General features: G+C 38.1%; 21 protein-coding genes and 1 other RNA gene. 9 read left to right on the top strand and 13 right to left on the bottom strand.

Annotated features, from left to right (window positions below):
* From I2F17_RS11035 to I2F17_RS11015, 5 genes are all read right to left on the bottom strand, one after another.
* On the bottom strand, window positions 1–193 hold a 193-nt coding region (locus I2F17_RS11035), incomplete at its 3' end, for a GTP-binding protein (RefSeq protein WP_235985925.1).
* A gap of 94 nt (window positions 194–287) precedes the next feature.
* On the bottom strand, window positions 288–2,420 hold the full coding sequence (gene fusA / locus I2F17_RS11030; protein WP_211139981.1) for an elongation factor G: 2,133 nt from the start codon (window positions 2,418–2,420) through the stop codon (window positions 288–290).
* Window positions 2,421–2,544: 124 nt separating this feature from the next.
* Window positions 2,545–3,015, bottom strand: coding sequence for a 30S ribosomal protein S7 (gene rpsG / locus I2F17_RS11025; RefSeq protein WP_196423482.1), 471 nt, complete (start codon window positions 3,013–3,015; stop codon window positions 2,545–2,547).
* A gap of 158 nt (window positions 3,016–3,173) precedes the next feature.
* Window positions 3,174–3,548, bottom strand: coding sequence for a 30S ribosomal protein S12 (gene rpsL, locus I2F17_RS11020; RefSeq protein WP_002050319.1), 375 nt, complete (start codon window positions 3,546–3,548; stop codon window positions 3,174–3,176).
* Between the two features lie 156 nt (window positions 3,549–3,704).
* Window positions 3,705–4,760: an EcsC family protein gene (locus I2F17_RS11015; protein WP_211139979.1), complete on the bottom strand. Its 1,056-nt coding sequence runs from the start codon at window positions 4,758–4,760 to the stop codon at window positions 3,705–3,707.
* A gap of 265 nt (window positions 4,761–5,025) precedes the next feature.
* On the opposite strand from I2F17_RS11015, the gene I2F17_RS11010 reads away from it, so the two are divergent.
* Together I2F17_RS11010 and hemJ are read left to right on the top strand one after the other, a co-directional pair.
* Window positions 5,026–6,255, top strand: coding sequence for a beta-ketoacyl-ACP synthase II (locus I2F17_RS11010; RefSeq protein WP_196423480.1), 1,230 nt, complete (start codon window positions 5,026–5,028; stop codon window positions 6,253–6,255).
* Between the two features lie 18 nt (window positions 6,256–6,273).
* Window positions 6,274–6,726 carry a protoporphyrinogen oxidase HemJ gene (gene hemJ / locus I2F17_RS11005; protein WP_196423479.1) on the top strand — a complete coding sequence of 151 codons (453 nt, stop codon included), beginning with the start codon at window positions 6,274–6,276 and terminating at the stop codon, window positions 6,724–6,726.
* A gap of 14 nt (window positions 6,727–6,740) precedes the next feature.
* Here hemJ and I2F17_RS11000 read toward each other — a convergent pair whose 3' ends face one another.
* On the bottom strand, window positions 6,741–7,217 hold the full coding sequence (locus I2F17_RS11000; protein ID WP_196423478.1) for an Lrp/AsnC family transcriptional regulator: 477 nt from the start codon (window positions 7,215–7,217) through the stop codon (window positions 6,741–6,743).
* A 164-nt stretch (window positions 7,218–7,381) separates the two neighbouring features.
* Here I2F17_RS11000 and I2F17_RS10995 point away from each other — a divergent pair, with 164 nt between their 5' ends.
* Together I2F17_RS10995 and I2F17_RS10990 are read left to right on the top strand one after the other, a co-directional pair.
* Window positions 7,382–8,551 (top strand): benzoate/H(+) symporter BenE family transporter, encoded by a 1,170-nt coding sequence (locus tag I2F17_RS10995; RefSeq protein ID WP_211139983.1) that lies wholly within the window; start codon window positions 7,382–7,384, stop codon window positions 8,549–8,551.
* 31 nt (window positions 8,552–8,582) lie between these two features.
* Complete coding sequence (locus I2F17_RS10990) at window positions 8,583–9,467, top strand: DMT family transporter (RefSeq protein ID WP_211139977.1); 885 nt, start codon at window positions 8,583–8,585, stop codon at window positions 9,465–9,467.
* A gap of 55 nt (window positions 9,468–9,522) precedes the next feature.
* On the opposite strand, the gene I2F17_RS10985 is transcribed toward I2F17_RS10990, so the two are convergent.
* On the bottom strand, window positions 9,523–10,179 hold the full coding sequence (locus tag I2F17_RS10985; protein WP_211139975.1) for an HAD-IA family hydrolase: 657 nt from the start codon (window positions 10,177–10,179) through the stop codon (window positions 9,523–9,525).
* Between the two features lie 136 nt (window positions 10,180–10,315).
* On the opposite strand from I2F17_RS10985, the gene I2F17_RS10980 reads away from it, so the two are divergent.
* The gene (locus I2F17_RS10980) at window positions 10,316–11,083 is read left to right on the top strand and encodes a hydroxymethylpyrimidine/phosphomethylpyrimidine kinase (RefSeq protein ID WP_196423475.1); all 768 of its coding nucleotides are present in this window, start codon (window positions 10,316–10,318) and stop codon (window positions 11,081–11,083) included.
* Window positions 11,084–11,534: 451 nt separating this feature from the next.
* Here I2F17_RS10980 and omp38 read toward each other — a convergent pair whose 3' ends face one another.
* From omp38 to I2F17_RS10950, 6 genes are all read right to left on the bottom strand, one after another.
* Window positions 11,535–12,614, bottom strand: coding sequence for an outer membrane protein Omp38 (omp38, locus tag I2F17_RS10975; protein ID WP_196423474.1), 1,080 nt, complete (start codon window positions 12,612–12,614; stop codon window positions 11,535–11,537).
* 372 nt (window positions 12,615–12,986) lie between these two features.
* On the bottom strand, window positions 12,987–13,244 hold the full coding sequence (locus tag I2F17_RS10970; protein ID WP_196423473.1) for a hypothetical protein: 258 nt from the start codon (window positions 13,242–13,244) through the stop codon (window positions 12,987–12,989).
* A 137-nt stretch (window positions 13,245–13,381) separates the two neighbouring features.
* The gene (locus I2F17_RS10965; RefSeq protein ID WP_211139973.1) at window positions 13,382–14,623 is read right to left on the bottom strand and encodes an FAD-dependent monooxygenase; all 1,242 of its coding nucleotides are present in this window, start codon (window positions 14,621–14,623) and stop codon (window positions 13,382–13,384) included.
* On the bottom strand, window positions 14,620–15,825 hold the full coding sequence (locus tag I2F17_RS10960; RefSeq protein ID WP_196423471.1) for an FAD-dependent monooxygenase: 1,206 nt from the start codon (window positions 15,823–15,825) through the stop codon (window positions 14,620–14,622). The genes I2F17_RS10965 and I2F17_RS10960 overlap by 4 nt, the downstream gene beginning before the upstream one ends.
* Before the next feature lie 11 nt (window positions 15,826–15,836).
* Complete coding sequence (locus I2F17_RS10955) at window positions 15,837–17,153, bottom strand: aminopeptidase P N-terminal domain-containing protein (RefSeq protein ID WP_211139971.1); 1,317 nt, start codon at window positions 17,151–17,153, stop codon at window positions 15,837–15,839.
* A 33-nt stretch (window positions 17,154–17,186) separates the two neighbouring features.
* Window positions 17,187–17,816, bottom strand: a complete 630-nt coding sequence (locus tag I2F17_RS10950; RefSeq protein ID WP_211139969.1) for a UPF0149 family protein — start codon at window positions 17,814–17,816, stop codon at window positions 17,187–17,189.
* Window positions 17,817–17,880: 64 nt separating this feature from the next.
* Here I2F17_RS10950 and I2F17_RS10945 point away from each other — a divergent pair, with 64 nt between their 5' ends.
* From I2F17_RS10945 to I2F17_RS10930, 4 genes are all read left to right on the top strand, one after another.
* A complete protein-coding gene (locus tag I2F17_RS10945) occupies window positions 17,881–18,435 on the top strand; it encodes a hypothetical protein (protein WP_196423469.1) in 555 nt (184 codons plus the stop codon).
* The gene (gene zapA / locus I2F17_RS10940; RefSeq protein ID WP_196423468.1) at window positions 18,432–18,719 is read left to right on the top strand and encodes a cell division protein ZapA; all 288 of its coding nucleotides are present in this window, start codon (window positions 18,432–18,434) and stop codon (window positions 18,717–18,719) included. The genes I2F17_RS10945 and zapA overlap by 4 nt, the downstream gene beginning before the upstream one ends.
* 118 nt (window positions 18,720–18,837) lie before the next feature.
* A non-coding RNA gene (ssrS, locus tag I2F17_RS10935) (6S RNA) lies at window positions 18,838–19,022 on the top strand.
* Between the two features lie 365 nt (window positions 19,023–19,387).
* A partial coding sequence (locus tag I2F17_RS10930; RefSeq protein WP_211139442.1) for a helix-turn-helix domain-containing protein occupies window positions 19,388–19,548 on the top strand: 161 nt, incomplete at its 3' end.

Here is a 19,548-nt window from a genome sequence, read left to right as displayed (position 1 = left end):
TATTAATTGTAATACCACGTGCTTTTTCTTCTGGTGCAGAGTCGATCGCTGCGTAGTCTTTTGCTTCGCCGCCATATGTTTTTGCACAAATTGTTGCAATTGCAGCAGTAAGCGTTGTTTTACCATGGTCAACGTGACCAATTGTTCCCACGTTTACGTGTGGCTTATTACGTTCAAACTTAGCCTTAGCCATGATGATCTTCCTTTGTTCATGCTCATGAGGGATAACTCATGAGCAATAGGTTTTTAACTTAATAATTTGTATCGGCAATATAGTAATCTAAAGATTACTCATCGTCACCTTTTTTACCAGTTTGGAACTTAGTAATGATGCCTTCAGCCACATTACGTGGAGTTTCAGCATATTTTGCAAATTCCATAGAGTAAGTTGCACGACCTTGAGACATAGAACGCATATGTGTTGCGTAACCAAACATCTCAGCAAGCGGAACTTCTGCACGGATAGACTTAGTACCACCAGGTAAATCGTCCATACCTTGAACCATACCACGACGACGGTTTAAGTCACCCATGATATCGCCCATATAATCTTCAGGTGTTTCTACTTCGACTTTCATCACTGGCTCAAGAAGAACAGGATCTGCTTTCATGAAACCGTCACGGAATGCGTAAGAACCTGCCATTTTGAACGATAATTCGTCAGAATCGACATCATGGTAAGAACCATCAAACAATGTCGCTCTAATGCCTACAACAGGATAGCCTGCAAGGACACCATTTTTCATGCGTTCTTGAATACCCTTGTCTACAGCACCAAAGAATTCTTTAGGTACAACACCACCTACAACTTCTTCAACGAATTCGTATTCTTTTTCGCCTTCAGGGTCCATTGGCTCTAAACGTACATATACGTGACCAAATTTACCTTTACCACCTGTTTGACGAACGAATTTACCTTCTTGCTCAACAGTTTTACGAATCGTTTCACGGTAAGAAACCATTGGTTTACCAATGTTCGCCTCTACACCAAATTCACGCTTCATACGGTCAACAATGATGTCTAAGTGAAGCTCACCCATACCTGCAATAATTGTTTGACCTGATTCTTCATCTGTACGTACACGGAATGAAGGATCTTCTTTTGCTAAACGACCTAACGCAATAGACATTTTCTCTTGGTCAGCTTTTGTTTTTGGCTCTACTGCCAAAGCAATTACTGGATCAGGGAATTCCATACGCTCAAGGGTAATCGCATTTTTTTCATCACACAGTGTATCACCTGTTGTTACGTCTTTAAGACCTACACACGCTGCGATATCACCTGCACGAATTTCATCTAAATCTTGACGTTCTGCAGCATGCATTTGCACAATACGGCCAACACGCTCACGCTTAGATTTAACAGGGTTAAATACAGGATCACCTTGTTTTAAAACACCTGAATACACACGAATAAACGTTAAGTTACCTACGAACTTGTCATTCATGATTTTAAATGCAAGTGCAGAGAACGGTGCTTCATCAGAGGCTTCACGTGTCGCTTCTGTTTCAGCTTTATCGTCTAAAATACCTTTAATTGCTTGAACTTCAGTCGGTGATGGTAAGTATTCAATCACAGCATCCAACATACGTTGAACACCTTTGTTTTTGAATGCAGAACCACAAAGCATCACTTGAATTTCAGAAGCCAAAGTACGTGCACGTAGACCTTGCATTACTTCTTCTTTTGTAAGATCGCCTTCTTCAAGGTACTTATCCATGAGCTCTTCTGACGCTTCAGCTGCTGCTTCCACCATCTTTACACGCCACTCTTCAGCAGTTGCAACAAGATCAGCTGGAATTTCACCCAAATCAAACTTCATACCTTGAGACGCTTCATCCCAGATAATCGCTTTCATTTCAAGTAGGTCAACAACACCCGTGAAAGTATCTTCAGCACCAATTGGAATAACAACTGGAACAGGGTTTGCACCAAGACGTGTTTTCATTTGTTCAACAACACGGAAGAAGTTTGCACCTGTACGGTCCATCTTATTCACGAATGCTAAACGAGGTACTTTATATTTATTTGCTTGACGCCATACAGTTTCAGACTGCGGTTGCACACCACCTACTGCACAGTACACCATGCACGCACCATCAAGTACACGCATAGAACGTTCAACTTCGATTGTGAAGTCTACGTGTCCTGGAGTATCAATTACGTTGATACGGTGTTGCTTAAATTGGTTAGCCATACCAGACCAGAAACAAGTCGTTGCCGCTGACGTGATTGTAATACCACGTTCTTGCTCTTGTTCCATCCAGTCCATTGTCGCTGCACCATCATGTACTTCACCAATTTTGTGAGATACACCTGTGTAGTACAAGATACGTTCTGTAGTTGTCGTTTTACCTGCATCAATATGTGCAGAAATACCGATGTTACGGTATTGAGAAATAGGGGTTTGACGAGCCATGGTGTCTTACATTCCTAATGTTATTTATAAAACAGGACGCATTAAGTCTAATGACTTAATGCGTTCAAATGCAAAAAATACAAGTATCTTTTACACTATTTTTATGACAGCCTGTTTTATCCGCTTAGAAACGGTAATGAGAGAAGGCTTTGTTCGCTTCAGCCATACGATGTACGTCTTCACGTTTTTTGATCGCAGAGCCTTTGCCTTCTGCTGCATCTAGCAACTCACCAGCAAGACGTAAAGCCATCGTTTTTTCAGAACGCTTAGCAGCAGCATCTACTAACCAACGCATTGCCAAGGCAGTACGACGGGATGGGCGCACTTCCATAGGTACTTGGTATGTAGCACCACCAACACGGCGAGCTTTTACTTCGACCATTGGGCGAACTTTTTCAAGAGTTGTCTCAAAAAAATCAACTGGGTCTACTTTGTTTTTTTCTTGAACACGGTCTAAAGCACCGTAAACAATGCTTTCTGCAATTGATTTTTTACCATCTTGCATCACGTGGTTCATGAATTTAGCGATTGTTTGGCTACCGAACTTAGGATCCGGAAGGATTTCACGGGCAGCGACTACGCGACGTCTTGGCATGTTAATACACCTAATATTATGACACTTCAGGATAATCCAGCAGAGTGTACAAAGTGTCATGTACTTTACGCTGGCCTTACTATACGTCGCTTGGTTTTCAACTTAATGAAATTAAACCAGCGAAACGCTAAAGGATTTTTTTGGCTCTAAGGTCTAAATTATTTCTTAGGACGCTTAGTACCATATTTAGAACGGCTTTGGTTACGATCTTTAACACCAGCACAGTCTAATGAACCACGAACGGTGTGGTAACGTACACCCGGTAAATCTTTAACACGACCACCACGGATTAGAACAACACTGTGCTCTTGTAGGTTATGGCCTTCACCACCGATATAGCTTGATACTTCAAAACCTGAAGTTAAGCGAACACGGCAAACTTTACGCATTGCTGAGTTTGGTTTTTTAGGTGTTGTTGTGTAAACACGTGTACATACACCACGGCGTTGTGGACAAGCCTTTAACGCAGGAACTTTGGATTTTTCAACCAAAGTTGTACGACCCTTACGGATCAATTGATTCGTTGTTGCCATATGGCAATTCTCCCGTTAATTAAAAACCCAAAAAAGAAAATTTAACACTTTTTAAGGGCACATAATTGTATTCAAAAATAGTGTGATCGTCAATATAAGCCTGTCGTTAAGAAAATTAATTCATTGAAAGGTCATATATGCCAGATCATTGAGCGTTTATGTGTATTCATTCGATATATTTTGGATAGATGAAGGCGTTTTTTTGGCTGCCTGATATGCTTGTAAAGCTGTAAGATTCTGTGCTTCATGTTGTAATTGATATGTTCTAGCAACATCAAAGATATGCTGTGCTTGTACACTAACATGTTCAATAAATTTCCAATTATAAACAGCACTTACACCTATCGTTGCCAAAGGAGTAATTTTTGTTAACCAACTTAATGCTGGCAACTGTACTAACCACGACCAATGCGCCTCATCTTGTTGACTTTTAATAAAATCCGTTAACCACGTAAAGTCATTATTTGAACCTAAAAACTGTTGCAAGCCGTCAAAATCGTTATTTTTAAGTACACGAGATACAGAACGTATTGCCAACAAAACTGCTTGTTTTTGTGCAATTTGTTCAAACTCTATTTGCTCAAAAACAAGATCCAAAATGTCTTGCTCATCATTTTTCAACTCAAAACCATAAGCATGCCCTGTTTGGTAAACTGTTTTTAGCGCAAAAAGCAATGTTAAAGGCAGATCAGCAATCGCACCTGCTGTACCAAAAAGAGCAGTAAAACCACCTTGTGCACTAGCCATCCATTTGCTTTGTTCATTTAAAGCATGAGCAATTCTGCCAGAACGTGAAGGATCTATAGCCAATTCTTGGAGTGTTTTTACCCCTGTTTCATCGAGAATATACTGTACTTTGCTCAATTGAATCGCATAAGCATTCAATTGCATAAACAAATAGTCTGCCACTTGATCTAAACCAATCGGAGACAAAAAACTTACTACTTTACTAACTTGACTAAAACGGCGTCCCAATAACTGTTGTGAAAGATTTGGAACATAGTGACGCATCATATTTTGTACATTGGCATGGCTTTTGTCTTCTGCTTTCCCTTCTATAATGGGTTGATTATGTAAAGGATAGTAACGCTGTACTTGCTGTTTTTGATCCCAACGATCAAATTGTGCTAGGCCATACCCTTTGAGCTTTTTAGCCACTTTCAAGACTTGACTCGCTTTTGTCGTTACAGGCTCGTCGACTTGATGCTGCATTAGCTATGCTCCATATTTTTTTAAAATAATGTATAAATATTAGAATCCCTACGCATTTATCTCAACTTGAATTTTTATCTTTTACATAAATCGTACCCTACAGATGCTTGATCTTATTTTTATACAAATAGGTATATGATTTGCCATAAGATTTAAAAAAACTTTCTGTTATGATGAGCGCATATAAAATATTTGTGAGTATCGCTTATGTTCATCGAAGATACGATGACTCACTACTCTGATGATAAAACATAAGGAACATTTCATGAAACGTGTCGTAATTACAGGTATGGGTATTAACTCATGTATTGGCAATACATTAGAGCAAGTGACCGAATCTTTAAAAAATGGAGTTTCAGGAACTCAATTTAACCAAGTACATGCAGACCTAAACTTTAAAAGCCATGTTAGCGCGCCTGCTAAAGAAGATTTTGATCATATCGACCGTAAAACCAAGCGCTTTATGGGTGTATGTGCAATGTATGCATATAACGCCGCATTAGACGCGCTTAAACAAGCAGGTCTTGAAGTCGCAGATTTAGGTAATAATCCACGTTATGGTATTTCAGCAGGGTCAGGTGGTGGCTCAACAGCCTCTGTTGTGGAAATGAACACTGTGCTAGAGACCAAAGGTGCACGTAAAGTCGGGCCATTTTTTGTACCACGCAATATGACCAATACCATCACTGCTAATCTTGGTACTGCTTTTAAATTACAAGGTGTTGCACATTCTATTGCTAGTGCATGTGCAACGTCAGCAGATGCCATTGGTTATGCCTATAATTTAATTCAACTTGGTAAACAAGATTTGATGCTTGCAGGTGGCGGTGAAGAAGATCATTGGTCACAAAGTTTACTTTTTGATGCCATGGGTGCTTTAAGTAACAAATTCAATGAAACGCCTGAGTCGGCATCTCGCCCATACTCTAAAGATCGTGCAGGATTTGTTATCGCAGGTGGTGGTGGCATGTTAATTTTAGAATCTTTAGAACATGCTCAAGCACGTGGTGCAAATATTATTGCAGAAATTGTTGGCTACGGTGCAAATAGTGATGGTGCAGACATGGTAGCGCCAAGTGGTGAGGGTGCAACTCGCTGTGTACTCATAGCACTCGATGAAATGAAGCAACATGGCATAGAAAAAATTGATTATGTTAATTCACATGGCACATCAACTCCAGCTGGAGATATTACCGAACTTAAAGCAATGGAACGTGCTTTTGGTGAGGGTCAAGTACCACCTGTAAGTTCAACAAAATCAATGACTGGGCATAGTTTAGGTGCTGCAGGTGCACAAGAAGCAATTTACTCAATACTCATGATGCAAAATAGCTTTATTGCCCCAAATATTAATGTGACCGAGCTTGATGAAGGTGCAAATGGCTTTGATATAGTGCTTGAAAAACGTAACGCAACACTGAATACTGTCATGAGCAACAGTTTTGGTTTTGGTGGTGTTAATGCGTGCCTTATTTTTAAAAAATGGGCAGGCTAATTTAAAGTAGGATCGCTCATGCATGCTCCCTCAGACGCTTTTTTATGGGTAAAAGCGCTACATGTTATTGCCATAGTGTGTTGGTTTGCCGCACTATTTTATCTACCGCGACTGTATGTTTATCATGCAATGAGCCAAGATAAAATTAGTCATGATCGTTTTCAAATCATGGAACGTAAACTGTATCGTGGCATTATGTGGCCTGCAATGATTGCAACACTTATTACTGCTCATTTTTTAGTGGATTGGGGAGATGCGACTCAACATTATCATCAAGCACTTTGGTTTTATCTTAAAGTTGGCTTAGTCGGCTTATTGGTCGTGTATCATTTTGTTTGTGGGTATTATCGGAAAAAACTCATACAAGATGCGCACTATAAAACGCACAAATTTTGGCGAATGTTTAATGAGCTTCCCACAGTCATATTAGTGGCTGTGATTATATTGGTGGTCGTAAAACCTCAGTTTTAACTGAGGTTTTATTTTTAAAATACCAATATTCCATCTGTTTTTACTTCATTTAACACAAAAAATGTTCTCACTTGTCGAACACCAGGTAAAGAAATAATTTGATCACGATGAAAATCATTGAAAGCCGCTAAATCTTTTACTCTCACTTTTAAAAAATAATCGACCTCTCCTGCAACTAAATAACACTCTAATACTGCATCTAACTGATGTGAAACGTGTTCAAAAGCTGCAAAACTTTCTGGTGTTGAGCGATCTAAAACTATACCCACCAATACAATCGTTTCTTTTTCCACCATATTTGGAGCAATCATGGCCTGAATTTTTCTTATCGCGCCTATTTTAAATAAACGTTGAGTATGCTTCCAACATGCCGTGGTACTCATACCCACATGTTTTGCCAGTTCGGTATTACTTAATCTGCCATTTTTTTGCAATGCTCTCATCATTTTTAAATCTGTTGCTGTCAGCGCATGCTCAGTATTCTTACTCAAAATATTCTTCCTATTTCATGTCCTCTTATAATATATTATTCATTTACTACACCTATCAATGAAATAAATAAACAATAAAAGCCATTAAATAAGAAACATATTTTTTATTTAAATTGTTAAATTAATCGAATAATCAAAACCATTAAAATATAGGCCTTCTTGTGATAAAACAATGTTTTCAAGATTTTTCTCTCTCTGCTGTTTTTGCAGGCTTTATTACATTTTTAGTAGGAATTAGCGTTTCTGCGGTACTCATTATTCAAGGTGCACAAGCTCTTGGCGCTTCTCAAGACCAAATTTCTTCGTGGTTTTTAGCACTTGGCCTGGCCATGGGAATAACAGGTTTTATTTTATCATGGCGGTTTAAATACCCTGTTGCAACAGCATGGTCTACGCCCGGTATTGCATTAATTATTGCTGTCGGACAGCATTACACACTTAATGAAGCAACTGCTGCTTTCATTATTTGTGGCGTACTTACCGCATGTATTGGTTTTTCAGGTGGGTTTCAGAAATGTATTCAACAAATTCCTATGAGTTTAAGCTGTGCCATGCTTGCAGGAATCTTACTCAAATTTGGATTGAGCTTATTTATACAACTCCAACAACATTTTAATTTTGTCGCTACTTTATTATTGGTTTACTTTTTGAGTAAAAAATATTTTACTCGCTATGCAATTGTCATTACCGTACTTTTGGCTTTGCTACTTTGTCCAATTTTTCTATCATTTCAATTCCCACCTATACACAATACTTTACCCGCTCTCATTTGGGTACAACCACATTTCTCATTACAAAGTATTTTCGGTTTAGCATTTCCTTTGTTTATTATTAATTTATCTTCTCAGTTTTTACCGGGAATTGGTATCATCAAAAGTTATGGTTATACACCCCATACCAATCAATTGGTTGGATGGACTGGTCTTACTCAAATTATTTTGGCACCTTTTGGGGCTTTTTCTGTATGCTTAGCTGCAATTAGCGCCGCGATCAATTTAGATGAACAAGCACACCCCGACCCTAAAAAACGTTATATTGCAGGACTGTGCTCTGGCATATGTTATTTATTAATGGCTGTTATGGCCGTTTCATTGACCCATATTCTATTGGCATTTCCAAGTATTTTTATCACGACACTAGCAGGTATTGCTTTACTGAGTACCATCACACACAATATTACAATGGCATTTGAAGTACCTCAGGAACGAGAAGCTGCATGTGTTACTTTTTTATTCAGTGCATCTGGTGTTAATTTTCTAGGTATTGGTTCAGCATTTTGGGGGCTCATTTTAGGCCTTGTTATACACCACTTTTATCGTTTAAAACCCAAATAATCCACCTACACTTTTATTTTGATCTTAAATTATGCCTACTTTGCAATCTCACCCATGGCCAACACTTGCTTTAGTTCTCATTACTGTTTTATGGGGTTGTACTTTTATTATTGTACAAGCTGCCCTGTCGCTCAGCAGTCCCATGTTTTTTGTGGGATGTCGCTTTGCAATGGCTGCATTCATATTGCTCTTATTTTCATTTAAAACATTGAAGGATACGACATGGCAAGACACTAGTGCTGGTCTGATTATAGGACTTGCAATTGCTATAGGTTACGGTACTCAAACAATGGGGTTACAAAGTATTTTAAGCAGTGAATCTGCTTTTCTTACTGCTTTATATGTACCCCTAGTACCAATTATTCAATGGATTTTATTCAAAAAAATGCCTCGATTGATGACATGGCTTGGTATTTTATTTGCTTTTAGTGGTTTGATCTTATTAACAGGCAATCATAGTCTTGATTTATCCTTTAGCCACGGACAGCTTTTAACACTCGTGAGTGCTTTTGCTGTAGCTATTGAAATCATTTTAATTGGTTGGTTTTCAAAACGAGTAAATATTCAGCGGGTCACAATTATTCAACTTATTAGCGCCTCTCTTTTTGCCTTTCTTAGCATGCCTATCTTAGGAGAAACGAATATCAGTACGCCTACATGGCAATTTTGGGCCATTATTGTTGGTATTGGGGTCGCTACTGCATTAATTCAATTTGTTATGAATTGGGCGCAACAGTATGTCGATGCAACAAGAGCGACAATTATTTATTCAGGTGAACCTGTTTGGGCAGGAGTCATTGGTCGAATTGCTGGAGAGCGACTCTCAACGTTTGCCATTTTAGGTGCTATATTGGTATTAATTGGTGTATTAATTAGTGATTTAAAACTAAAAAAATCAAATAAAAATGAAATATAAATACACGTGTACTTTTGCAATAATAAGTACACCCGTATTTATCATGACATGTATTTTATCTTAAATATTCAATAAGTTCGTCAAAATGGCCAATCCATGCATTTGGCTTTGCCATTTCTAGCTCCGCTATAGACCCATAGCCATATGTAACAGCAATCGCTTGTACCTGATTGGCCTGTGCACCTTGAATGTCATATTTACGGTCACCCACCATGAGACATTGTACTGGGTTCAGCTGTTGTTGTTGTAAAATATATGCTATGAGTTTCGCTTTATCTGTACGTTCACCCGTAAGTTCACTGCCATAAATATAAGTAAAGTACTGCGCCAAATCAAAATGTTCCAAAATACGTTTAGCATACACATGTGGTTTTGCTGTCGCTAAATAGATCTGATAGCCGTTTTTTTTAAGCCATGCTAATGTATCTTTCACACCAACATAAGGGGTGTTTTCAAACAAGCCAACCTCTGAAAAACGCACTCTATAATCTGATAGTGCTTGCTCTGCGAGCGTATTATCTTGCGTATTTAAAAGAATTTTAAAACTTTCTTTTAAGGGTGGCCCAATCGTCCAATCTATATTTAAATTGGGGTCTAATGGTTGCTGTTGTTTTTGCATTGCATAATAGATACATGCGTGTATACCTTGTTTAGGATCAGTCAATGTTCCATCTAAATCTAATAAAATATGTTTAATTAACTGAGTATTCATGACATTTTTCACTTTCTTTCATTTAAACCATGTTGTGATAAATAATTTGCTCATTTGATGACTTTTTTCAACCTACATTTTATGTATTCATTCAGGTTATACTTCCGTCATGATCAATCAAAAAAGGGATGAAATTGTGCGTGCAACTGTATTATGTTTTTCTGGCTTAGATCCTTCAGGTGGTGCTGGACTACAAGCAGATATAGAAGCCATTGGACAAAGTGGTGCCCACGCAGCAATTGCTTGCACAGCAATTACTGTACAAAACTCTCAAGAAGTATTTGGCTTCGAAGCCACTTCTCATGACCTATTACTTGCTCAAGCCAACGCTGTTGTCAAAGACTTACCTATTCGCTGTGTAAAATCAGGTATGTTAGGTACAACAGAAAACATTCAAGCCCTCAGTCATTTTCTACGACAACACCCCAATTATCAGTACGTGCTTGACCCTGTTCTTGTGGCAAACAGTGGGGGTGCTTTAGGAGATCAAGCCACGTTGGTTGCTGCATTTCAACAGTTAATTCCGCTTGCGACGCTTATCACGCCCAATACGGTTGAACTTCGTGCACTTACTGGTTCAAATGACCTCACACAAGCTACTAAAAAATTATTTCAGATGGGGGCGAATGCTGTTTTAGTCAAAGGAGGTCATGAACCAACTCAAGATTACATCAAAAATACGCTGTATATTCAAGGTAATATCATTAGCGAAACGCAGTGCCCTCGGCTTGAAGGAGAGTATCATGGTTCTGGCTGTTCATTGGCTAGCTTTATTGCAGGGCGCTTGGCCCAAGGAGACAGCATTGAAAATGCTGTACACTTAGCAGAAACTTGGTTATTTAATGTATTAAGCTCTGCCGAATCCCCTGTAGTTGGTGGACAAAAAATGCCAAAACGATTTTAAGTAGAAAATACATTTATAGAGTTTATATATTACAAAGTGGGCTGTATTGGTTTAGCTTGATCAAAGGGATTGTAATACAGCATACTTAAAATCAATCATGACCATAGATCTATTTCAATTTAAGCATCATTAAATATCAAACGAAAAGCATATCTAATGTTTTGGTGTTAAAAAACTTCATTGGCATCATCATATCTATGATTAGTTTTTGAAAATAAATATTCGGTTAATAGATGTAAAACTCACACTTTTTAACACTATTCACCGCCATTCATTACATATTTAACCCTAAATCCCACAATATTTTTTATCAACGGATTATATTCTATAAAAAAAGCTGAGCCCTGTAATACAAGGCTCAGCTTTTAAGGTCGCTCAATTAAATTAGTTCATCTTCATGAGTTTATTTAATTGCACATTTATATGTTTATCACCATTTGGCTCAAACATATTAACGTGGTTGAGCAAGAACTGTACGGCTACCTGTAATTGTAGCGAATACACGACGGTTCATAGCACGACCTTCTTTAGTTTTGTTGTCAGCGATCGGTTGATCCCATGCAAAACCTTGAGTCGTTAAACGAGCTGGATCGATACCATATTGACCAACAAGTGCTGTTTTAACAGAGTTAGCACGAGCTAAAGATAAACGTTCGTTAAGCTTACGTGGACCTGTGTTATCAGTATGTCCATCAATACGAGCTGTTGCATTTGGATATTGACCAAGTGCATCTGCAACTTTTGCAATTTCTGGACGATACTGTGGCTTGATATCAGATTTATTGGTATCAAAGAACACACGTAGTTCCATGTTTAGATCTTCAGTCAACTCTTGTGGTTGAGGCGGCTGAACAACAACTGGTGCAGGTACTGGCGCAGGCGCAGGTTGTACAGGCTGTACTTCAACAACTGGTGCAGCAGGCTTCAAGTGCCCACCGATCACTACGTTTAAGCCAGCAAGTGCTGTGTAGTTCCAGAAGTCTGCATTGATGTTATACGTTGCACGTGCTTCTGTACGAAGTGTTAATGCATCGTTTAACTGCCAAAGTACACCAGCACCTGTATTTACTAAACCGCCTTCACGGTTTTGGTAAGTATTGCGTGCAACACCGTCAAAGTCATATTTATAGTAACCACCACCTAAAAGTACGTATGGCTTAATTTTGCTATCGTAGTTTTTAGTGATTAAATCAGATTTAATTAAGAAGTTACCGTTAATTTGTCTTTGCTTGTATTCAGCACCTTGTTGAGCGCCTTTTACATCGCCTTTCACTTGTAAATATTCAGCTTCGAAGTCAGCCCATGGTGTTAATTCCACACCAATTGCTGCGCCAACAGCCATATCATCTTCTAGTTCTGGTCCGGTTGTTAGGTGTTGTTTTGTATCGTTAAGATTTTGAGTACCGTTGTTGTGAGTACTATCTTGGAAAGTGTAACCAAGTAACAATGGTGTTACGGTTACGCCTGCATTAGCAACTACAAATGGGGAAGCTGCAAGCACTGTAGCAAGAGCAATACGACTCAATTTCATGGATATCCTCCAGAGATATAACATTTGTTTTTTTAAGCTCAGCCTAAAATTTTTTGTTTAATACACTGAGATAGTTTCCTTACCCCAGTTAGTTTTATAACTAATGAAGACATATAATACTAGAGCTTCTGCAAAAATTAAACTTTTAATAACAATAATCTAAAGTGTTGTTAAAAATTTATTACAGATGAAATAAAATCACAAACCATTGATTTATTTAATTTTTATTAAATAAATCAAAAATAAAGTCATTTATTACAAATATTTAAATGATTTGTTAACCATTGATTTTAAATAATATTTATTTTTTCAAGGGGCTAAATAAATATATTTCATTTGCTCTGTAAAATCTTGTTACAAGGGTACACTCGATCAATCTAACGCACTATCATCGGGTGGAACCTCTGTCACTTTACCACCTTTTGCAAAAAAAGCGGCCAATTCTTGCTCTAAAGTTTCCCGTTTTTTCTGCTTAGCAGTGACGGTTAAACTTTCAGCTTCAGCAATATCAGCGTCATTTTGCGGATTATCATTGGCATTTTTTGCCCCCTTTTCAGCGGCATCTGCTTCTGCATCATCAACAATATCATCATCTTTTACATCATCATAATCATCATTCATGTCAACCATGATCGTCCCTACCATTTAACACAATTCTGTTTGGCGCAAAAGCGCTTCAATTACAAAACAACTCATTTAATCTGTGAGGTCTATGGTAAATAGGTAATTTTACCTCTTCACTCAACCCATGATTTAATGCTCTTATTTTAAAGCCGGTATCGACTCTTTGACAATGCAGAAATTCCACTTGCCTGTTGAATAAATAGACTTTTTAAGGGTTTAAAGCGATGAACTTGCCTTAAACCAAATGTTCTTGCCCACACAATAGAATGAGTATTGCTCCGTTGTAGCCAATTCATTAATGACATTCCATGCATGGTCATCTCATTTTCTATTTTACGACTTTTCTCATATTTTTTTAACGTTTTAAAATTTGCCCAATGCCCTGTATTTTCTAAATCAGACATGAGTGCATCTACTAAAATAGCTGCATCTAAGCAACCAATATTAACGCCTTGACCCGCTAAAGGATGTATTACATGTGCTGCATCACCAACCAATGCTAAGCCTGATTGAACATAATGCTTCGCTGCACGTGCTTTTAGGTGAAAGTTTGCACGTTTACTGACATCAACCACTCCACCTTGTAAATATAAACTTGATTGTGTGAGCTGTTGCTTAAAATCTTCATCACTAAGTTGCATGTATTGCTCACACAAAGCTTTTGGCAAGGTCCAAACAATCGATTGCCAATACCCTTGCTCTAATACACTACTTTTGTCCGCTAAAGGCAAATATGCCAATGGTCCTGTCGGTAAAAAAATTTGCCTTGCAACGCTACAGTGTCGTTGCTGCGTTTTAATCGCACAACCAATCGCAGCTTGTTGATAATCTAACGATTTTATTTCAATACCTGCTTGATGACGGACCAATGAGTTTGCACCATCTGCACCAATCAATAAGTGCGTATATATTTTTTCACCATGATTGAGTGTAATACACCAGCCTTGTGCGTCCGCTTCAACGTGTTTCACCACAATGTTTGTTCTATAGTGTTCTAAAACTTCAAACATCCGCTGTTGTATGGCCAAGTTAACTATACTTGGTTCAATCATTGCACCCAACCAATCTTTAGGTGTATTGGGATCGACACTCGGCTCACCAAAAGAAATCTCACCATAACCATTTTTATTCCACACATGCATGCCTGTGTAAGGTGCATATCGTTGTATACCCTCCCAAACATTCACGGTTTTTAATAAATGAATTGTGGCTGTGTTTAATGCCAAAACACGCGTATCTAATTGTGAAACTACAGTAGATGCGTCTAATGGTGGAGCAGCATCTAATACCATCGGCTGGATACCTGCCTTTTGTAACAACAATGCCGTTAAACCACCAACAAGCCCCCCCCCAACTACAACTGCTTTATGTCTTATTTGTGTCATGCTTTTAACCCCATAGCGTAGCTTGCCACTAAAGGTTTAATTCCTGGTATGCGATCAAACGCCAATAAGCCAACGTTACGTGCAATTTTTAATATAGGGTGATTATTACTAAAGCCTTTCACAACGCTATCACAAAATCGAATCACCCGCTGTTGATCTTTTAATCTAGATTTTTCGTATGCAAGAAGTACATGAGGTGTACCAATGTCTGTATGATGTTGTAAATGCTGTGTGAGATAACGTACCAATACATCTGCATCTCGCAGACACAAATTAAATCCTTGCCCAGCAACAGGATGTAAAGTATGTGCAGCATTACCCATCAGAACAACACGTCCAATTGCCTGTTTTTCAGCGAGAACTTGGCTTAATGGGTAAGAAAAACGAGGCGCTGTTTTTTCAAATCGTCCAGCTCGATCACCATAGGCATGTTGTAATGCAGCCAAAAAATGAGCATCATTGGCTTCACCTAACCATTGTTGTTCTTCACCTTTTTTCACAGGCCAAACCACCGAACGACGATATTCACCCGGCAAAGGAAGTAATGCCAATGGACCAAGAGGACTAAATCGCTCAAAGCCCACGTTTTGATGTGGTTTACTGGTTTGTACTGTCGTCACCAAAGCCACTTGTTCATAATCATAATACTCAGCGCCAACACCTAAAATTTCTCGACACTTTGAATCACGACCATCTGCAGCAACAGCTAAAGGGGCATGAAATACTCTAGGTTCACCTGCTTGTATTGCTGTAATTTCCACCATTGATTCATTTTGTGTTAATGCTGTCACTTCGACTTCATCAATCAATTCAACATAGGAAGATTGGCGTACTGCCTGCAGTAACACTCGTCCAAGCCATGCATTTTCAATAACTTGCCCAAAACTTTCTACGTGTTCTTCTTCTGCGCGTAATGTGGCGTGTCCAAATGAATCCTGCTCAGTAATTTGAACTTCTAAAATAGGCGTTGCATATTGTTGTAATACTGTCCACAAACCGAGTTGTTGATAAATATGAATACTACGACGTGATAATGCACTATTTCTTGCATCAAAGTTTGAATGATATTCAACCAGTGCAGTACCTTGATCTTTTGGATAGCGATTCGCTTCTAAAATTTTTACTTTAATCTTTGCTTGGGCAAGCATTAAGGACAGGCTTAAACCAACCATTCCACCACCCACAATTATTGCTTCTGGCATATCAACGTCCCTCAAAGATGTTTATTTGCATCACTCATTAAAGATTCTATTTCATCAATTTCTTTGATTATGTGTGCTGTGAGTACTTCTGGCCCTTGATCGGTGACTAAGATATTGTCTTCAATTCGAATTGCAATACCTCGCCATTTTTCCGCGACATTTTGATCATTTTTAGCAATATATAAACCCGGCTCAATCGTAAGTACCATTCCTGCTTCAAATGGACGATCATTTTCATTGATTTCATATTGTCCAACATCATGAACATCTAAACCTAGCCAATGGCTTGTACCATGCATGTAAAAACGCATATATGCTTGGTGTTGAATTAAAGTATTAACATCACCCTTTAACAACCCAAGTTGCACTAAACCTGAGGTAAGTGTTCGAACAGCAACACGATGAGGCTCAATACATGAATGTCCTACTTGAACAGCAGCAATCGCTGCATGTTGAGCATCAAGTACCAATTGATATAATATTTTTTGTTCAACAGAGAATAGACCATTAACAGGAAACGTTCGTGTAACATCTGATGCATAGTACTGATATTCACATCCAGCATCAATCAAGACCAAATCACCTGATTTAATCATTTGATTATTTGCAACATAGTGAAGTATACAAGCCCGCTCACCACCTGCGACAATCGTGCCATACGCAGGCTCACAGCCCTGCTGATTAAATTGATAATGCAACGTTGCAGCCAACTGGTATTCCATCACATGACTATGTGATGCTTCCATTGCACACATATGCGCCTTAGCTGTAATGTCTATGGCTTTTTTGATGCATTGAATTTCAGATACAGATTTAAATAAACGCATTTCATCTAAAATTGGATTTAGAGGCAACAAACAACAACGATGTTGATGAGCTAAATCTCCAAGCATATCTAAAACACGTTGCTCGAATGCGTGGTTTTGCTCTAAACAAATATAAATATTTGATTTTCTCAATAAGCGTTTGACACACAACTGATCAAAACATTCTATTGGATATGCTTGATTTGCATGATACTGCTGTATTGCTACACTAACCCCGACACGTTCACCACTCCACATTTCTTCATCGTGATTTTTTTCACGACAAAACAATGTATAGTCATATGTTTGCCCGTGTTCAAAAGTTTCAATCATTAAGATAGATTCGGGTTCATTAAAACCGCTTAAATAATGAAAATAGCTATCGGCACGATAAGGATATTCAACATCTGAATTACGATAACTCACAGCACTTGTAGATACCAAGACAATACTATTTGGCTCTAATTGTTTTACCAACGTATTTCGGCGTACTTTAAATTCTTGTGCTGTGATTATTGGCATCATCTGATCATATCATCTATATTTTGAAGTTTGTTAACTTGGTCTATTGGGCGAAAAAACATTTACAATGTTCGCATCTGTATTGTTTTCTACCTCAGTGATTCGCTCGTGGATATTTTTAAGTAAAGAACTGTCCAATACAGGCTTTCTCTTACGCCCTACAGCCAGACTGACAGGAATCAAGCGTACAAACTCATACAACTCCTGATAACTTTCTTCACCATCTTCATCATTATCAGATGCATCAAACTCAACAGCCGCCACATCTTGCAAATGGCCAATAAGCTCTCGCTCATCACTACGAATATGCCCTGATGCCAAACCAAACCCTAAAACCACGCCTGCGCACCAATCAGCCAATGCATACACTCGGTCTTGTAGTGTATTTTGATCATCTGGCAACATTGGCAAGTAGTCTAAATCATCTTCTGACAAAGCATGGGCTGTATCTTCACCTTCTTCTGTCAAAAGTTGTAATGCCTCATGATTTAATGTCGGTACATTGAGTGTCGATAAAATCAGTGACCATTGTTCTTGTGTTGGTGCTTCAGTGATACATACAACACCTGTAAGTAAGCCATGTAATTCACTTGGACTAGAAAGTTCTACAATTTCAGAAAATTGCTTGTTCCACTGTGACCAACCTGTAATATCGTCTTGCATTCGTCTATCCAATCTCTATACTGATATATATATTACCTTTGTTTGCAAATCTGTGCGACCACCTATGTTAGAAGAATTACAGCGACTTCAAACGCATTTTAGCCATTTAAAACATCGCTTAAGCGACCTTGAAACTGAGCATACCCAATTAAAGCAAGAAAAACAGGCTTTAGAACAACGTAGTGCCAGTGAAATATCCACATATAAGACAACGATCGCTCAAAAAACTCAAGAGATTGATACTTTAAGTGTTCATTCAGCAGACCTAGAGTCAAAACATGAAACCCTTAAACAAGATGCAAAGGTTTTAATTGAGCGTTACAACCGCCTCGAAAAAGGCTGTAATGACTTAAAAAATCGTTTTCAAGAAATTTTGGCTGAACGAAATGAATTACGTGTTGCGAAAGAAAAACTGCAACATGATTTACATACTGCACAGCAAAAAATAGATATTTTAAACGATGAACAAACAAAACTTGTTCAAAAAAATGAACATGCCAAAGTAAAAGTAGAGGAAATTATTGAAAGGCTACGCATATTAGGTACAGCCGAAGATAAAAATACTCAAGCACTTGAGCAAATTACCTTATCGAATACTTTAGAAGGGGATCAGTCATGAGTGATGGCAGTATGGTTGTTGAATTACGTGTGATTGATCAGCTTTTTAGACTATCAACAACCAAAGAAAAGCAATCAGAACTTGAAAGCGTTGTAAATATGCTCAATCAAAAGTTCCAAGATGCCAGACATTCTTCACCACGTATGGAGCATAATAAATTAGTGATTTCAGTCGCTTTAGCACTCATGCAAGAAATTGTCACACTCAATAAATCACTCCAACATTATGAGCAATGCCACAAGGTGTTACGTACTATGCTCGAAGATGTAGAGTCTTCCACATAAGTTAAACGACACTAATACAGAATGTTTCAATGATGTTTAAATTATCAACATGTGTTGCATACATTAACACAATAGAACTTTAATCTATATTCATCGCTCGTGGTTTTGTTTATAATAGATACTTCTGAGGTGTTCGCCAGCGAGTCTGATTCCCCTGAGCCGATATCAACACTTTAGGATTGCGTTCTGCATATTTAGAGTGTATGCCCACCTTGTAGTGGGAAACCCAGCAAGTATGCGTCGTGTCCGCCTTGAACTTTAGGGTTCAAGGGTAAAGACATGCAGCGGCATCTCGGAGCCTTATTTTTTATATAAAAGCAATAGTTTAAAATCCACCAAATTTATATTTTTCTAAAAAACATTCATTTTTTAATTTATATTCTAAACGTACCATCTAACTTCCTCCTCTTTCTCACAAATACATTTATTATTCAACTCCTATGATATCTTTTCCTGCTAAATAAATATTAGAGGAAAATACACATGAAATTTAATATGAGTTTTGATGTTGCAATTATTATTTCAATAGTTTCAATTTTTTTATTCGCCAATGGACAGGCATACTTGAGTGCATATCTTTATGTTTTTGGCATAGATATTACAAGCCTAAATCTATCAATCCAAGATAAGTTATAGTCAAACAATCAAAAATATAAGACAATATAAAAATGAGTTATTCAGAACATTTTAGACGAAAAGTGATAGCGAAGCTTGAGGAAGGATATTCCATACGAGCGGTCTCTGCACAATTTGAAATTGATAAAAATACAATTTTGAGTTGGAAAAAACGAATTGAAATTAAAAGAACCCGCCCACGGAAACCTTTTAA

The sequence above is a fragment of the Acinetobacter baretiae genome (genome assembly GCF_015627105.1).
Taxonomy (GTDB): domain Bacteria; phylum Pseudomonadota; class Gammaproteobacteria; order Pseudomonadales; family Moraxellaceae; genus Acinetobacter; species Acinetobacter baretiae.
Note: the sequence above shows the minus strand (reverse complement) of the source record. Positions and strands in the feature narration are given on the sequence as shown.

Coding starts and splice junctions, on each gene's coding strand:
- fusA (WP_211139981.1), bottom strand. CDS start 2,420: ATGGCTCGTCAAACCCCTATTTCTCAATACCGTAACATCGGTATTTCT.
- rpsG (WP_196423482.1), bottom strand. CDS start 3,015: ATGCCAAGACGTCGCGTAGTCGCTGCCCGTGAAATCCTTCCGGATCCT.
- rpsL (WP_002050319.1), bottom strand. CDS start 3,548: ATGGCAACAACGAATCAATTGATCCGTAAGGGTCGTACAACTTTGGTT.
- I2F17_RS11015 (WP_211139979.1), bottom strand. CDS start 4,760: ATGCAGCATCAAGTCGACGAGCCTGTAACGACAAAAGCGAGTCAAGTC.
- I2F17_RS11010 (WP_196423480.1), top strand. CDS start 5,026: ATGAAACGTGTCGTAATTACAGGTATGGGTATTAACTCATGTATTGGC.
- hemJ (WP_196423479.1), top strand. CDS start 6,274: ATGCATGCTCCCTCAGACGCTTTTTTATGGGTAAAAGCGCTACATGTT.
- I2F17_RS10990 (WP_211139977.1), top strand. CDS start 8,583: ATGCCTACTTTGCAATCTCACCCATGGCCAACACTTGCTTTAGTTCTC.
- I2F17_RS10985 (WP_211139975.1), bottom strand. CDS start 10,179: ATGAATACTCAGTTAATTAAACATATTTTATTAGATTTAGATGGAACA.
- omp38 (WP_196423474.1), bottom strand. CDS start 12,614: ATGAAATTGAGTCGTATTGCTCTTGCTACAGTGCTTGCAGCTTCCCCA.
- I2F17_RS10970 (WP_196423473.1), bottom strand. CDS start 13,244: ATGGTTGACATGAATGATGATTATGATGATGTAAAAGATGATGATATT.
- I2F17_RS10965 (WP_211139973.1), bottom strand. CDS start 14,623: ATGACACAAATAAGACATAAAGCAGTTGTAGTTGGGGGGGGGCTTGTT.
- I2F17_RS10960 (WP_196423471.1), bottom strand. CDS start 15,825: ATGCCAGAAGCAATAATTGTGGGTGGTGGAATGGTTGGTTTAAGCCTG.
- I2F17_RS10955 (WP_211139971.1), bottom strand. CDS start 17,153: ATGCCAATAATCACAGCACAAGAATTTAAAGTACGCCGAAATACGTTG.
- I2F17_RS10950 (WP_211139969.1), bottom strand. CDS start 17,816: ATGCAAGACGATATTACAGGTTGGTCACAGTGGAACAAGCAATTTTCT.
- I2F17_RS10945 (WP_196423469.1), top strand. CDS start 17,881: ATGTTAGAAGAATTACAGCGACTTCAAACGCATTTTAGCCATTTAAAA.
- zapA (WP_196423468.1), top strand. CDS start 18,432: ATGAGTGATGGCAGTATGGTTGTTGAATTACGTGTGATTGATCAGCTT.